General features: G+C 61.4%; 14 protein-coding genes. 4 read left to right on the top strand and 10 right to left on the bottom strand.

Going from position 1 to position 12,912, the window contains the following annotated elements; translation table 11 throughout:
* Position 1: 1 nt before the first annotated feature.
* The 5 genes from BLV61_RS04660 to BLV61_RS04640 all read right to left on the bottom strand — a co-directional run bounded on the left by BLV61_RS04660 (position 2) and on the right by BLV61_RS04640 (position 4,647).
* A complete protein-coding gene (locus BLV61_RS04660; RefSeq protein WP_090462933.1) occupies positions 2-1,270 on the bottom strand; it encodes an OmpP1/FadL family transporter in 1,269 nt (422 codons plus the stop codon).
* A 76-nt stretch (positions 1,271-1,346) separates the two neighbouring features.
* On the bottom strand, positions 1,347-2,963 hold the full coding sequence (locus BLV61_RS04655) for an arylsulfatase (RefSeq protein WP_047529525.1): 1,617 nt from the start codon (positions 2,961-2,963) through the stop codon (positions 1,347-1,349).
* 258 nt (positions 2,964-3,221) lie between these two features.
* Positions 3,222-3,500, bottom strand: coding sequence for a DUF3303 domain-containing protein (locus BLV61_RS04650; protein WP_090462930.1), 279 nt, complete (start codon positions 3,498-3,500; stop codon positions 3,222-3,224).
* Between the two features lie 206 nt (positions 3,501-3,706).
* On the bottom strand, positions 3,707-4,246 hold the full coding sequence (locus tag BLV61_RS04645) for a phosphohydrolase (RefSeq protein WP_090462927.1): 540 nt from the start codon (positions 4,244-4,246) through the stop codon (positions 3,707-3,709).
* Positions 4,246-4,647: a hypothetical protein gene (locus BLV61_RS04640; RefSeq protein WP_090462924.1), complete on the bottom strand. Its 402-nt coding sequence runs from the start codon at positions 4,645-4,647 to the stop codon at positions 4,246-4,248. Before BLV61_RS04640 ends, BLV61_RS04645 begins: the two co-directional genes overlap by 1 nt.
* A 219-nt stretch (positions 4,648-4,866) precedes the next feature.
* On the opposite strand from BLV61_RS04640, the gene BLV61_RS04635 reads away from it, so the two are divergent.
* Both BLV61_RS04635 and BLV61_RS04630 read left to right on the top strand, forming a co-directional pair.
* Positions 4,867-5,196 carry a hypothetical protein gene (locus tag BLV61_RS04635; protein WP_047530498.1) on the top strand — a complete coding sequence of 110 codons (330 nt, stop codon included), beginning with the start codon at positions 4,867-4,869 and terminating at the stop codon, positions 5,194-5,196.
* Positions 5,197-5,424: 228 nt separating this feature from the next.
* Positions 5,425-5,841, top strand: a complete 417-nt coding sequence (locus BLV61_RS04630) for an organic hydroperoxide resistance protein (protein ID WP_047530496.1) — start codon at positions 5,425-5,427, stop codon at positions 5,839-5,841.
* A gap of 76 nt (positions 5,842-5,917) precedes the next feature.
* Here BLV61_RS04630 and BLV61_RS04625 read toward each other — a convergent pair whose 3' ends face one another.
* The 5 genes from BLV61_RS04625 to BLV61_RS04605 form a co-directional block, all read right to left on the bottom strand.
* Positions 5,918-6,619: a VIT1/CCC1 transporter family protein gene (locus BLV61_RS04625; protein WP_090462921.1), complete on the bottom strand. Its 702-nt coding sequence runs from the start codon at positions 6,617-6,619 to the stop codon at positions 5,918-5,920.
* Between the two features lie 64 nt (positions 6,620-6,683).
* Positions 6,684-7,649 (bottom strand): FAD:protein FMN transferase, encoded by a 966-nt coding sequence (locus BLV61_RS04620; RefSeq protein ID WP_090462917.1) that lies wholly within the window; start codon positions 7,647-7,649, stop codon positions 6,684-6,686.
* Complete coding sequence (locus BLV61_RS04615) at positions 7,639-9,819, bottom strand: PepSY domain-containing protein (RefSeq protein ID WP_090462915.1); 2,181 nt, start codon at positions 9,817-9,819, stop codon at positions 7,639-7,641. The genes BLV61_RS04620 and BLV61_RS04615 overlap by 11 nt, the downstream gene beginning before the upstream one ends.
* 25 nt (positions 9,820-9,844) lie before the next feature.
* Positions 9,845-10,315, bottom strand: coding sequence for a DUF2271 domain-containing protein (locus BLV61_RS04610; RefSeq protein WP_047530486.1), 471 nt, complete (start codon positions 10,313-10,315; stop codon positions 9,845-9,847).
* A gap of 88 nt (positions 10,316-10,403) precedes the next feature.
* Positions 10,404-10,727, bottom strand: coding sequence for a PepSY domain-containing protein (locus BLV61_RS04605; protein ID WP_090462912.1), 324 nt, complete (start codon positions 10,725-10,727; stop codon positions 10,404-10,406).
* A gap of 132 nt (positions 10,728-10,859) precedes the next feature.
* Here BLV61_RS04605 and BLV61_RS04600 point away from each other — a divergent pair, with 132 nt between their 5' ends.
* Both BLV61_RS04600 and BLV61_RS04595 read left to right on the top strand, forming a co-directional pair.
* A complete protein-coding gene (locus BLV61_RS04600) occupies positions 10,860-11,519 on the top strand; it encodes a response regulator transcription factor (RefSeq protein ID WP_047530480.1) in 660 nt (219 codons plus the stop codon).
* The gene (locus BLV61_RS04595) at positions 11,516-12,856 is read left to right on the top strand and encodes an ATP-binding protein (RefSeq protein WP_090462909.1); all 1,341 of its coding nucleotides are present in this window, start codon (positions 11,516-11,518) and stop codon (positions 12,854-12,856) included. The genes BLV61_RS04600 and BLV61_RS04595 overlap by 4 nt, the downstream gene beginning before the upstream one ends.
* Positions 12,857-12,912 lie beyond the last annotated feature (56 nt).

The raw sequence follows: 12,912 nt of genomic DNA, 5'->3' as shown, positions 1-12,912 counted from the left end.
ATCAGAAACGCCAGGTCATGTTTCCGGTCACCGCTTGAATCCAGGCACTGTCGAATTGACCGGAAATTCGATCGCCTGACACGGTTTTGCTCTGATCCACCGGCATGTCGCCCAGCCAGACCATCGCCCAACTCACGTTAACGTCGGTGTCCTTGTTAAGAGCATAGGTGGCTCCTGTCGCAAGACGCCAGGATTCGGCCATCGGCACGGTTACCGTGCGATTGCTGTCCGAAACGGCACTGCTGTCGTACGCCACGCCGACGTTCCACAACAGCTGTTGCGTGGCCTGGTACTGCGCGCCGAGGGAGAGGTGCCAGGTGTCCTTGTAGTTGGCGTCAATCGTGGTTGATTGCGCGTTGTTCGCCGTAGTGTCGACCTGTACCCCGACCTGGCCGAACTCCGACCAGTCCTGCCAGTTGACCGAGGCCAGCAAGGCCCACTGCCGGTCCAGTTGCTGGAACAGGCTCAGGGTGACGGTTTGTGGCACCGTCATATCGAGTTGGGTATTGGCGTTGTCCAGCCGTCGCAGTAACGGACCGTCGCCCTTGACGTCCAGCTTGTCTTCGAAATTCAGATCAACCTTGCTGGTGTAGGTCAGGCCGAGGCGGGTGCCGGGTTGCGGGGCGTAGATCACCCCGACGTTGGCGCCAAAGCCCCAATCGTTGTCTCTGTACTTGAACTGGCCGTCGCTGCGGTCGGTCAGGCCGAAGGGCGAGCGGTCGATGGCGGTATCGGCTTTGAGCATGCCGTACATGGCTTTCACGCCGATGCCGACTGACCATTGGTCGTTGAAGCGGTAGGCCACGCTCGGCACCATCGACACACCGAGCACGCTGGCGTTTTGCGCGAAGTAGCGCCCGGACCAGTTGTTGTCGTAATTTTCCGCCAGCCCGAAGTCGCCGTACTGACCGAAGCCGACGCTCCAGTGATCGTCGAGTTGATGGGTGACGAAAAAGCTGCCGCCGGGGATTGGGTCTAGGGCATTGCCGCTGCCGCTGCCCGGGACATTGGTGTTGGAATCGCGATCGAAGCTCAGGTCGCCATAGAGCACCTGCAGGCCGGCGGTGATTTGCGTGCCAGGCAGGTAGCTCATGCCCGCCGGGTTGCTGGCAATCGTCGAAGGGCCCTGGGCCCTGGCGGCGGCACCGGCATTGGCCAGGCCGGTGTTATCGGTGCCGATTTCGTAGAGCATGAGGCCGCCGGCTTCGGCTTGCTGGCAGCACAACGCAAGTAAGGCAAAGGCGGGCAGGGCGGAATTTTTTATCTGCATACGAATTCCTTATTGCGTCGATAAACATCCGTCAGAGACGCGGGTGGCCAGCCTCGGCCACCCGTGAATTCACTCGTTACTTGGCCATCTCCGCCCGAGCGGCTGCGATCTTGGCCTTGACCGAATCGAGGTTGAAGCTCGCGCCTTTTTGCATCGGCGGGAACTCGATCGCGGTTTCAGCCAGTTTGGCCACCTGTTGTTGCACGAACACGAAACGCCAGAACTGGAACTTGAACCAGTCGAAGTACTGTTGCGAGCCCTGTGCCGACTGGTTTTCCGGCCAACCCATGCGCTCGAACGGGTCGAGTCGCAGGTTGGTCAGGAACGGTACGTCGACTGGAACTTTAGCGCCCATCCAGCCACCTGGCTGGTCGATGAAGCGATATTTGTAGTCATCAATGCGCACCGCGCCCAGCGCACTTTCGCCGAAATAGAAGATTTCGTGACGGTTCGACGGACCCTTGCCGGTGATCATCGAGGTCTGATCGTAGCCGTCCAGGTGCACTTTGTAGGTGGTATCGCCCAGTTGTTTGCCCTTGAGCAGTTCAGCCGTGATGTTCGGGTTGCCTGCCGCCGCGACCAGGGTCGGGAACCAGTCCAGGCCGGACATGATGCCATTGGCTATCTGATTGGCCGGCACCTTGCCAGGCCAGCGAATGATGGCCGGCACCCGGAACCCGCCTTCCATGACGGTGCCCTTGCCCATGGCAAACGGGGTCGTGCCGCCGTCTGGCCAGGTAAAGTTTTCCGCGCCGTTGTCCGTGGTGAACACCACGATGGTGTTGTCATCCATGCCGTCTTTTTTCAGCTTGGCCATGACGTCGCCGACGATGTCGTCGAGCTGGGCCATGCCGGCCTCCTGTTCCGACCAGCCATTTTGCGAGTTGCGCATGGCTTCGTATTTGTCGGACAGGTGCGTGACGATGTGCATGCGGGTCGGGTTGAGCCAGACGAAGAACGGTTTGTTGTCCTGTTTTGCCTTGTCGATGAAGGAAAAGGCCTTGTCGCGAATCTCCTCGTCGATGGTTTTCATGCGTTCCGGATAGAGCGTGCCGGCGTCTTCGATTTTCTGTTTGCCGACCTTGCCCCAGCGCGGCATGACGGTCGTATCGTCGGTGGTGGTGGCCCAGCTGTGGACCATGTTGCGTGGGCCCACTGTGGCGAGCAGTTCCTGCGGATAGTTGGGGTGCGCCGGGTCTTCCATGGCGTCGAGGTGGTAGAGGTAGCCGAAGAACTCGTCAAAACCGTGCACGGTGGGCAGGAACTCGTTCAAGTCGCCCAGGTGGTTCTTGCCAAACTGGCCGGTGGAATAACCCATGGCCTTGAGCGTGGTGGCGATGGTCACGGCTTCAGCGGGAATGCCGATGGGCGATCCGGCCTGGCCCACGGTGGTCATGCCGGTGCGGATCGGCAGTTCGCCGGTGATGAAGTTGGCGCGCCCGGCCGTACAACTGGCTTCGGCGTAGTAGTCGGTAAAACGCATGCCCTCATTGGCGAGTTGGTCGAGGTTAGGTGTGCGCCCGGCCATCATGCCCTGGTTATAGACACCGATATTGGACCAGCCAATATCGTCACCCATGATGACCACAATGTTGGGCGCCGATTTATCGGCGGCTTGTGCCATGACGGGTAGAGCCATAGCTGTCAGCAGTATCGGCAGAGCAAACAACGAGGAAAATGGTGTCCGGTTCATGTCGAGATCCTGTGTACTGGTGTGAGTACCTTTGAGCGGTCCCCCGATCACTCTGAAATGGGATCCCCCGCGGATGAGCGTAGGTATGAATTGCGAAATATCCAGTAATAAAAAGTGGTTGTTTCAGGAGGCTTACACCGTATTGAAATCGAGTACGTCAGGTTTCCGGGCAGTGCAAACGAGGATTTTTTTCGTTTGAGTTCTCAGTCTCGCGCACAGGCGTGGCGGCGAGCAGGGCCCGCCGCCCGGATGGCGCTTCTATTTGCCGACAGTGGCGGCCAGCAGCGGCGCCATCTGTTCATCGGTCAATGCCGCGTGGACTTCCATGCTCATGAGGTCGTTCCAGTCCAGCACCCATTGCTGAATTGGCACCACGTCACTGGCTTCGGCAATGCCAAAACCGGCCGAACCGCCCACCGCATGCCAGCGTCCCTTCATGGTGACGCCCGCGGGTGGAGCGCCGCCGGTCTTGAGAAAGCGCTCGATGACGGCATTGCGGTTGTCGGGGCTGATCGACCAGCTGACTATGAATAACATCGGCCACCTCCTGTTGCGCATTGGCACCGGTTTGCCGGAGTGGACCTGGTTGGCGCCGGGACCGGGTCGCACTGATGGTTTGCAGTTCCGTCCTGGCTGGTGTGCAGCAAGATCTCCCATGTGAAGGCATAGCAGCGGGCAGCGTTGCGCGTACGACCGCTGATCCTGTTCCGGGGATTATTCAAGGGCAGGGCTGAACGCCTGTATCACCAGCGAAACATGGGCAGCGGACGCAGCGGGGAACGGAGGAATTGGCGGGCAGAACGCTTGATCAGCATCCCGTGAAAACCGTGATCGGGAAAGGTCGATTGCACGGTCTTGATGAACGCTCGTGGCAGGCCGAAACGGACCCGGCCGAGGGATACATCGATCAGGTCGGCCTGGCGGAAAGGCTCGACTGTTGTCGCATGCGTTGCCCGATAGGGGCGCACCTTGTGGTGCTCGAGAATCAATGCACTCACTTGCTCTTTCAGGTCTGATCGTTGCCGGGTGTCCAGGTAGTGGTTGGCGAGACCTATCGAAGGCGGCAGGTAATCGAGGGTGTTATCGGTCCAGAGGCCCAGGTCGTGAAACGCCGCCGCGATCTGCACCGCGTCGCACGGCAGGCCTTGAATGCCGCTGACCGCGCAATAGAAATTCAACACCCGATAGACGTGATTGCGATAGCCCTTCAGGTCGGTGCCGATCGCCAGCGCGAAGTCGGTGAGTATTTCGTCGGTGATGGGAAATTCGAGAACGGGGTTCATCATGCGTCCCGCAAAAGGTCGTTGGCGTTGAGCAGCTCGTAGGCGATTTCCGGGCGTTTTTCCATGGCACGACGAATCGCCGCCGGGATCGAGGCGCGGGTCTTGCGACACAGTCCCGGCAGTTCGCCCACCTGGATGCCGATACCGCGCATGGTCCGCACTTCGTTGAAACCCGGGGCGATGTCCACGCGAATACCCAGTTGCTCGAACATTCGCCTTTTCATGTGCTCCAGGTCGGTCAGGCTCTGCAAGTTTTCCAGGCGGTCGATCAGGCGTTTTTCTTCGGCTCGGGTCAGAAACAGGATGCGCACGTCCGCTCCCGGTGTTTCCAGCAACGGGTCGCGCCCGCAGTCACAGACACCGGGTGGGCAGGGTTGGCGGATTTGAGCAGAGGTCGTCATGGGGCTCAATCATAGAGCGACGGGGTCGGATTTGCCCATAGGGTTGTAGGGGGGGCTCTCGCGTGGGTGAAAGACGCGTCAACTGATCCATCTCACCGACGTTGTCCGGCCCGTCTGGGTGCCCGCGCGGTGCATTGCAAAAAAGGCATTATGCTGGCCCCCAAGTGCTTCGCCTGCCGCCAGAATCGCTGGATTTTCAGGTGGTTAGGTGGAGTGTAAATGCGCAATATTCGGATCGCGCTGATTTCGTTCGGTATTGCAGGTCTTGCAATGTCTGCCCAGGCCAGGGAGCTGATGCCCAATGATCGCTACATGTGCAGTTGGGGGGCGGGGACGGCGGCAAGAGCCCAGGAGCTCAAGTTGGCGGGGGTTTCACTGTATGCGGCGCGGCAGAAAATCCACTCGTACAAGTTTTCCAAGTCGTGGATGCGCATGATGGCCATGGGCATTACCGAGCAAACCTACGACAGTCCTACCCGGTTCAAACCCGAGGCGGTGCGCCAGAGTTTTTACAACGACTGCGTGAAGTACAAGCTGGCGCGTAAATGACGGGGGAGGTGGCTTCTGTCGGATCGGGCGTCGGGTTTTCCAGTGCGGTCTATATTGAAGGACCGGGTTCGTAGCAGGTCTGTATCGACCCCAGAATAGCGATAAACCCGTGGCGAGGGAGCAAGCTCCCGCGCCACGGGTCGGTATGAATGACGGGTATCAGGCCGCAAGGCCGTTTTTCTGATTCACCTGACGGTGCATAAACCACATTTCAATCAGGAGATCATCATGACCCAGCTCGACAAAGTACTGTACACCGCCAAGACCCACACCACGGGTGGTCGCGACGGCGCCTCCCGCAGCTCCGACGGCATTCTGGATATCAAGCTGTCGTCTCCGGGCGCGGCGGGCGGTGGCACCAACCCCGAGCAATTGTTTGCCGCCGGCTGGTCAGCCTGTTTCATTGGCGCGATGGGCGTGGCGGCCAAGGAGCTGAAGGTTGCACTGCCCAAGGACGTGGCCGTCGATACCGAAGTCGACCTGGGCACCAATGAAGGTGGCTACCTGCTTCAGGCGCGGCTGAATGTCAGCCTGCCGGGGCTGGATCGCGAGACCGCGCAGAAACTCGTGGACACCGGGCACAAGTACTGCCCGTATTCAAAAGCCACGCGCAATAACATCAACGTCACGGTCAAGCTTGTCTGAGGTGAATAAGAGCCCCACAAACAACGGCGCCCCCTTTGGCTGAGGGGGCGCCGTTGTTTGATGCGCGTATGGCGCGCTAGACCACCGCGCCGAACAAACGCCCCACCAGGGCGGTCACCCCCATGGCCAGAGCGCCCCAAAAGGTCACTCGCCAGGCGCCGATCATGACCCTGGCACCGCCAGCCTTGGCGGCAATGGCTCCCAAGGCGGCTAGAAACACCAGCGACATGAGCGCTATCCATAAGCCCACGCTGTGCTCCGGCGCGATAAAGGTCACGGCCAGCGGCAAGGCGGCACCCGATACGAAGCTGGCGGCCGAGGCCAGGGCTGCCTGCACGGGTTTGGCGGTCAGGGTCTCGCTGATGCCCAGCTCGTCTCGGGCGTGGGAGCCCAACGCGTCATGGGCCATCAGTTGGTCGGCCACTTGATGGGCCAGTGCCGGTGAGACACCCCGATGCATGTAAATGTTGGCGAGTTCGATGTGCTCGGCTTTCGGGTCGCTGGCCAGTTCTGCCCGTTCGCGCGACAGGTCTGCCTGTTCGGTATCGGCCTGTGAGTGCACGGAGATGTATTCACCGGCAGCCATGGACATGGCACCGGCCATCAATCCCGCCATCCCGGTCACCAGCAGGGTGGAATGGCTGGCGCTGGCGGCCGCGACGCCGATCAGCAGGCTGGCGGTGGAGACAATCCCGTCGTTGGCCCCCAACACGGCGGCACGAAGCCAGCCAATTCGATCACTTCGGTGAGACTCGGTATGCCTGTGCATGAATTTCATCGTAGGGGGGACTCACTGTCAGGAGATGGATCAATGCAGGTGGCAGGAGCTTCGACCCGCCGCTTCAGCGCGTTTCAATCTGCGCCTGCCGTTTGCCGCCGACAATCGATATTTCCTTGAACTGCTCACCGTCGCGCAACACGAACAAGGCATCCATCCCGCGTTCTTGAGCGAGTCGCGGGCCTTCGATTTCACCCAGCACCATCAGCGCCGTGGCCCAGGCATCGGCAAGCATGCAGTTGGCGGCGACCACGGTGACGGCGGCGAGCGGGTTGCACAGCGGGGCTCCGGTTGCCGGATTCATGGTATGTGCATAAGACTGACCTGCCACATCGACCCAGTGCCGATAGTCGCCCGAGGTGGCGATGGCCGCGTCGCCAAGCTCCATCACCCCCATCACTTCGCGCACGCCACGGTTGGGTTTTTCAAGCGCCACGACCCATGGCTGGCCACCGGGTTTGACACCCCGGGCGCGCATCTCGCCATCGATGCCCACCAGGTAGTGGGTGATGCCCCGGCCTTCGAGGCAACGGGCCAGTTCATCGACGCCGAAGCCTTTGGCGATGCCGTTCAGATCAAGGGTCAGCGGTGCGCGTTTGCGCACTTGATTGCGTTGCGGGTCCACCTCCAGCGCGGCACTGGCCGAGGTGCGGGTACGCGGCTCCGGCGTCTCGAGGGGCTGTTGCGTGACGATCGGTTCGCCGGGACCGAATCCCCAGGCGTGCACCAGATCACCGACGGCGATATCGAAGGCTCCTCCCGATTGCCGAGCAATTCGCAGTGCCGTGGCCAGCACCGTGGCCAGTTCCTTGGGCACGGATACCCATTGCTGTTCGGGCGCGGCATTGAGGCGATTGAGGTCGGAGTCCGCTTTCCAGGTGGACATTTGCTGGTCCACCCGGCTGACGGCACGCGCCAGGCTGTGATGGATGGCCTCGGTCGACAAATCCGGCTCGGCATAGAACAGGGCGGTGTAACGGCTGCCCATGGTTTCGCCGTTGAGGCTGTAGCGGTGCAGCTCAGTAGACATCTTCAAGGTAGCGTCCTTGTGCCTTGAGCGTCAGCACGCTCAGGTTGAGGGGGGCCAATACTTCATCGAGGGCGTGCATCACGCCTTTGGCCATCTCGCGACTGCCACACACCAATACCTGGGCGCCTTTTTCAATCAGGCGACGCAAAGCCATCGCATCGCTGATCAGCCGGTCTTGCACGTAGCTGCGATCCTGCACCTGGGAGAACGCGGCCTGCAACCGGGTCAGACGTTGATCCGCCAGGTAGCGGTTGAGCTCGGGCTCGTAGAGAAAGTCCGACGCCGGGTGGCGTCCACCCCAGTACAGATGCATCGGATGACGGGCCTTGTTGTTGCGGATAAAACCGGCCAATGGCCCGATACCGGTGCCGGCACCGATCAGGATCACCGGTTGTTTGCCTGAGGCTGGCCGGAAATGCGGATTGGGCTGGATGAAGGCTTCGATCGGTGCGCCTTCGGGCAGCTCATGGAGGAAGCCGGAGCAGACACCGCCCGGGTGTTTGCGTACACAGATTTCCAGCATGCCGTCGTCCGAGTTGCTGGCCAGGGAATAGAACCGTGGCTCGGCACTGCCCGGCGGTACGATGCCCACCAGGTCGCCGGCCTCGAAGCACGGCAGGTCGCCCACGGCCTTGAAGCGCAGAACGTGGGTCGGTGCGTTGACCTGTTGCCCGTAGGCGATGCGTTCCACCAGTTCCAATTGATGGGTGCGCGGCCGGTCGGGGATGTGGTTGAGCGACAGCTCCTGGCCCATGGCAGCCCCCAGTTTCTGGCCCCAACGGCTGAACTCCTGGGAGGACTGACGGTTGATGGTCTCCAGCGCCAGCAACGGTGTGCCGCCGGCCTGCAGCATCGCCGCTTCAACCTGATGAGCGAACTGACAGAACCGGGCAAATTGGCGATCACCGAAACCCAGTACCGCAAACGGCTGGCCAGGCTTGAGGCCGTTCTTGGCCAGGCGCGCCAGAAACTGCGAGGCCGAAGACGGCGCGTCGCCGTCGCCGTGGGTCGCGGTCAGGATGAACACTTGCCGGGCATGTCCCAGGTTGTTCGCATAACTGTTCATCGGCGCGCTGTGCACGGTGTGTCCGGCGGCGTGCAAGGTGTCGTGCAGGGTCTTGGCAAAGCCCCAGGTGCTGTTGCTTTCGCTGCCGACCAGAATCACGCTGTCGGCCGAATGGGCGGGGCTGTTGTGGCGGATGTTCGGGCCGGCCTTGCGGCGGCGCCACCACAATAGAATCCCGGTAACGCTCATTAAAGGCACGCTCAGGGCGCAAACCCCGAGTAACAGGCCCAGCCACCAGAGGCCCTGCCCGGTGTGCAATTGGTAAATCAATTCGTAGAGCGCACGCGTCGAGTCATGGGCTTGATAGGACAGCAGAGCGCCGTTGCCTTGATCGACATAACCGTCGCCCTGGGCCGTGCGCAGGGAATACACATCCTGCGGGTTGCCAGGGCTGGGGTAGACCAGTTCGCGCAGGTCATTGAAGTCGACGTTGCGCAAGGCCGGCAGGTTGGCCACCGGCATGGCCGGCCCGGCGCTGACATGGGCGGGGAACGCCGGTTCAATCGCGCTGCCATCCGGAATCAATTCGAAGGTGGTGGCGCACAGAAACGTCCCGCTCAGCGCCGAGAGCATCAGGCCCACGAGCACCAGACGCCCGACTTCGGCATGCCAGCGCTGACTGAAGTTGCCACGAATGGGCCGCAACAGGTTACGCCAGCCGCCCAGGCGTCGGGCCAGCAACAGCGCCCCGGACACCGACAGCATCAACATGAACAATGCGCCCGCACCGGCCACGCCGTGCCCCGGCGTACCGAGGAATAGCGAGCGGTGCAGGTCTTTCATCCAGCGTGAAAAGGCGGAAGGCTGGTAGGGCGCAAGGCCCTGGCCGGTCAGGGGATCGACCGTTTCGGCACCGGCCTGACCGTTCTGGTTGTAGTAGACGATCACGGTCCCGGACGCGCTGCGTTGAATCTGCTCCACGCCGGAGAAGTGGCTGGCAACGCGTCCGGCCAGTTGGCCGACGTTGAGTTGACCGCTGGCGACCGGCGCCTGATGCAGACGTTCCAGGGCCGGGTCGACCGACAGCATGGCGCCGCTCAAGGCCAGAATCATGACCAACAGGGCGGCGATCAGGCCGGGTAGCGAATGGAGCTGGCGAAGCATGTTCAGCCTCCGGATTGGGCGGGTGCTACAGATCGTAGGTAAAGGACTCGACGTAGGTGCTGCCGGCTGCCGGCTTGCCGGCGCCTTTGGAGGTCAGCGGGACACTGACATCGGCGCGAACGTCACGTTTGTCTTCGACGGCACTGTCAATTCGGATCTGGTAACCGGCATCGATCAACGTATCCGCCAGTTCAACGCTGACTTTGAGCGTGCGTCCGCTGCCGACGCTGGCACCGCTGACGCCGTCAAACTCGCTCGGGTTCATCCCGCTACCGCGGGCCCAATCGCCCAAGTGCTTGTAGTACTTGGCCTTTTTGCCGGCGACCCAGAGGGTTTTCTGGTATTGGCCATTGCCATCGGTGACATAAATCGCCAGATAGGCGCCATTACCGCTGTAGTCCTTGAGTTGAGTGGTCAGGGTGACTTCCCGGGCCTGGGCGAGGCCCGGCAGGGCAATGGCGCCGGCGAGGCATGTAGCTGCAATGATCTTTTTCATGGGAATGTCCTTTTGATCGTCAGGTCGAGAGCCTGAACCTGCTTGCTGACAGCAACCTGAAACCCGGGAATAAATGCTCGGCAGGTCGTCATTCGGTAACGGGGTGAGTGAGGTAATCCCCGGCATCGCCGTCGTCCTTGAAGCGGATCTCCAGCTTGCGCAGATGCAGGGATGCCGGTGAGTAACTGGCTTCGATCGCGTTGCCCTTGCGATCCAGGCCGCGGATTTCGTAACAGCCGTCGTCGACCTTGATGCGCTGCACGCTCCAGCCAAATTGCTGCTGAACCTGCTGGCGCAACGTTTCGCGCGGCTGCCAGTCGGAGACCGGGTCGCTGCAGTCTTCGTCGGCCACCGCATAACCACTGAGCGAAAGACTCAGCAGCACGGCACTGGCAATAAAACCTGATTTCATGATCTGTCTCCTGCCGTTGGCGGCGTCTGTGGCATACCCTAAAGCACAATCCTGACAACCAGCTGAATCTTCAGATTCGCGTCAGGTGCGGCGATTAAGGTGCTATACGTCAAACATCACAGGAGGTGCCAGATGCGGGTTTTATTGGTCGAGGATGCACCGGGGCTGGGGGATGCGGTGCGCGAGCAGATCGCCGACGATGGCCATGCCGTGGATTGGGTGCAGCGCCTTGAGCACGCGCGCAACAGTGTGCGCACCACGCCTTATGACTTGATCCTGCTGGACCTGATGCTGCCCGACGGCCGTGGGCTGGATTTTTTGCGCCAGCAGCGCGCGGCCGGGGATGTGACCCCCGTGATCATCCTGACCGCCCAGGATCAGATCTCCGACCGCATCGCCGGTCTCAATGCCGGGGCCGATGACTATCTGGTCAAGCCGTTCGACCTGTTCGAGCTGTCTGCCCGCGTGGCGGCGGTGGCCCGGCGCTACAGCGGCAACCCCAACCCGCAAATCAAACTGGGCGAGCTGCAGGTCGACATCAGTGCGCGCACGGTGCAGCGAGCAGGCGTGACCGTGGACCTGACGGCGCGTGAATGGGCATTGTTCGAGGCCTTCGTCCAGCGGCCCAGCGCGTTGTTGTCCAAGTCGCAACTCGAAGAGCGGCTTTATGCCTTTGGCGCTGAAATCGAGAGCAATACCATCGAGGTCTACATCAGCCGGCTGCGCAAGAAACTTGGGCGTGACCTGATTGAAACCGTGCGCGGCATGGGTTATCGGCTGATGTCCGCATGAAGTCATCAAGCCTGCAGAAGCGCCTGGGCATCGGACTGACATTGGGCATGACCCTGCTCTGGCTGGGGGCGACGGTTGGCACCTGGCTGGTGGTGCAGCATGAGTTGAACGAGGCGTTCGACAGCGCGCTGGAAGAAACCGCGCAACGCATCCTGCCGTTGGCCGTGTTGGAAATCAGCAACCGTGAAGAGCCCCGCGATGCACAGCATGTCGCCCCGCTGAAAACCCACAAGGAATACCTGACGTACCTGGTCCGTGATGGCAAGGGGCAGATCCTGATGCAGTCCCACGACGCCAACCCGGACATCTTCAGCAAGCAACCGGCGGAAGGTTTCACGACGACGGAAAAATACCGTTTGTACGGGGCCAGTGCGTTGCGCGAGACGGTGTATATCGAGATCGCCGAACCCTTGGGCCATCGTCGTGAAGCGGCACGGGAAGCCTTGTTTGCCCTGTTGCTGCCGTTATTGGCACTGATCCCCATCAGCCTCTTGGGCATCTGGTTGTTTGTGCGCATCAGCCTGCGCAGTGTGATGGCCTATCGGCGGGCCGTGGAGGCTCGGGGTGTCGGCGATCTGTCGCCGATCAAGGTGGCGCGCCTGCCGGCGGAAATCGATCCGCTGGCCGAAGCGGTCAATCATTTGCTGGAGCGTTTTCGCAAGGCCCTGGAGGCCGAGCGCAGCTTTACCGCCAACAGTGCCCATGAACTGCGCACGCCACTGGCGGCGACGCTCGCGCAGATTCAGCGCTTGCGCCACGAAGCGCCAGAAGGCCCCATGCGGGCGCGGGCGGCGAAGATCGAAAACTCGTTGCGCGAATTGGCGCGGCTGTCGGAAAAACTCATGCAGCTGGCCAAGGCCGAGGGCGGCGGGCTGTTGTCTGAAACGCCGCAGGATCTGATTCCGCTGCTGGCCCATGTGGTCGATGAGTGGAACCACAGCAGCGGAGGCAGGGTCGAGTTGCGGCTTCCAGCACAGGCCAGCGTGTATGCGGCCATCGACCCGGATGCCTTCGGCGTCCTGTTGCGCAATTTGATCGAGAACGCACTGAAGTACGGCGCGGCCGATCAGCCGGTCGAAGTGAGTTTGTCCGAGTCGGCGCTGCTGCGGGTGATCAATGTTGGCCCGGCCGTGCCGGAACCGGTATTGCAGCGCTTGACCGAGCGATTTGTGCGGGGCAACAGCGAGGCCAGCGGTTCAGGGTTGGGGCTGGCGATTGCCAGGACCATTGTCGAAGGGGTCAACGCAAGAATGGTGCTGGTCTCGCCTGCGACGGGCCGGTCGGATGGTTTTGAAGTGTGCGTCTGGTTACCCGTGGTGGCACCGCTCGAAGGTTGAGCGGAATGCGGGTGTTTGAGTGGCGGACTCTACCCCTGTGCGGCGCCATTATGCGC

It is taken from the genome of Pseudomonas mohnii (genome assembly GCF_900105115.1).
Taxonomy (GTDB): domain Bacteria; phylum Pseudomonadota; class Gammaproteobacteria; order Pseudomonadales; family Pseudomonadaceae; genus Aquipseudomonas; species Aquipseudomonas mohnii.
Note: the sequence above shows the minus strand (reverse complement) of the source record. Positions and strands in the feature narration are given on the sequence as shown.

Excerpts from the sequence above, each read along its gene's own strand:
- BLV61_RS04660 (WP_090462933.1), bottom strand. The coding sequence starts at position 1,270 with ATGCAGATAAAAAATTCCGCCCTGCCCGCCTTTGCCTTACTTGCGTTG.
- BLV61_RS04655 (WP_047529525.1), bottom strand. The coding sequence starts at position 2,963 with ATGAACCGGACACCATTTTCCTCGTTGTTTGCTCTGCCGATACTGCTG.
- BLV61_RS04650 (WP_090462930.1), bottom strand. The coding sequence starts at position 3,500 with ATGTTATTCATAGTCAGCTGGTCGATCAGCCCCGACAACCGCAATGCC.
- BLV61_RS04645 (WP_090462927.1), bottom strand. The coding sequence starts at position 4,246 with ATGAACCCCGTTCTCGAATTTCCCATCACCGACGAAATACTCACCGAC.
- BLV61_RS04640 (WP_090462924.1), bottom strand. The coding sequence starts at position 4,647 with ATGACGACCTCTGCTCAAATCCGCCAACCCTGCCCACCCGGTGTCTGT.
- BLV61_RS04635 (WP_047530498.1), top strand. The coding sequence starts at position 4,867 with ATGCGCAATATTCGGATCGCGCTGATTTCGTTCGGTATTGCAGGTCTT.
- BLV61_RS04630 (WP_047530496.1), top strand. The coding sequence starts at position 5,425 with ATGACCCAGCTCGACAAAGTACTGTACACCGCCAAGACCCACACCACG.
- BLV61_RS04625 (WP_090462921.1), bottom strand. The coding sequence starts at position 6,619 with ATGAAATTCATGCACAGGCATACCGAGTCTCACCGAAGTGATCGAATT.
- BLV61_RS04620 (WP_090462917.1), bottom strand. The coding sequence starts at position 7,649 with ATGTCTACTGAGCTGCACCGCTACAGCCTCAACGGCGAAACCATGGGC.
- BLV61_RS04615 (WP_090462915.1), bottom strand. The coding sequence starts at position 9,819 with ATGCTTCGCCAGCTCCATTCGCTACCCGGCCTGATCGCCGCCCTGTTG.
- BLV61_RS04610 (WP_047530486.1), bottom strand. The coding sequence starts at position 10,315 with ATGAAAAAGATCATTGCAGCTACATGCCTCGCCGGCGCCATTGCCCTG.
- BLV61_RS04605 (WP_090462912.1), bottom strand. The coding sequence starts at position 10,727 with ATGAAATCAGGTTTTATTGCCAGTGCCGTGCTGCTGAGTCTTTCGCTC.
- BLV61_RS04600 (WP_047530480.1), top strand. The coding sequence starts at position 10,860 with ATGCGGGTTTTATTGGTCGAGGATGCACCGGGGCTGGGGGATGCGGTG.
- BLV61_RS04595 (WP_090462909.1), top strand. The coding sequence starts at position 11,516 with ATGAAGTCATCAAGCCTGCAGAAGCGCCTGGGCATCGGACTGACATTG.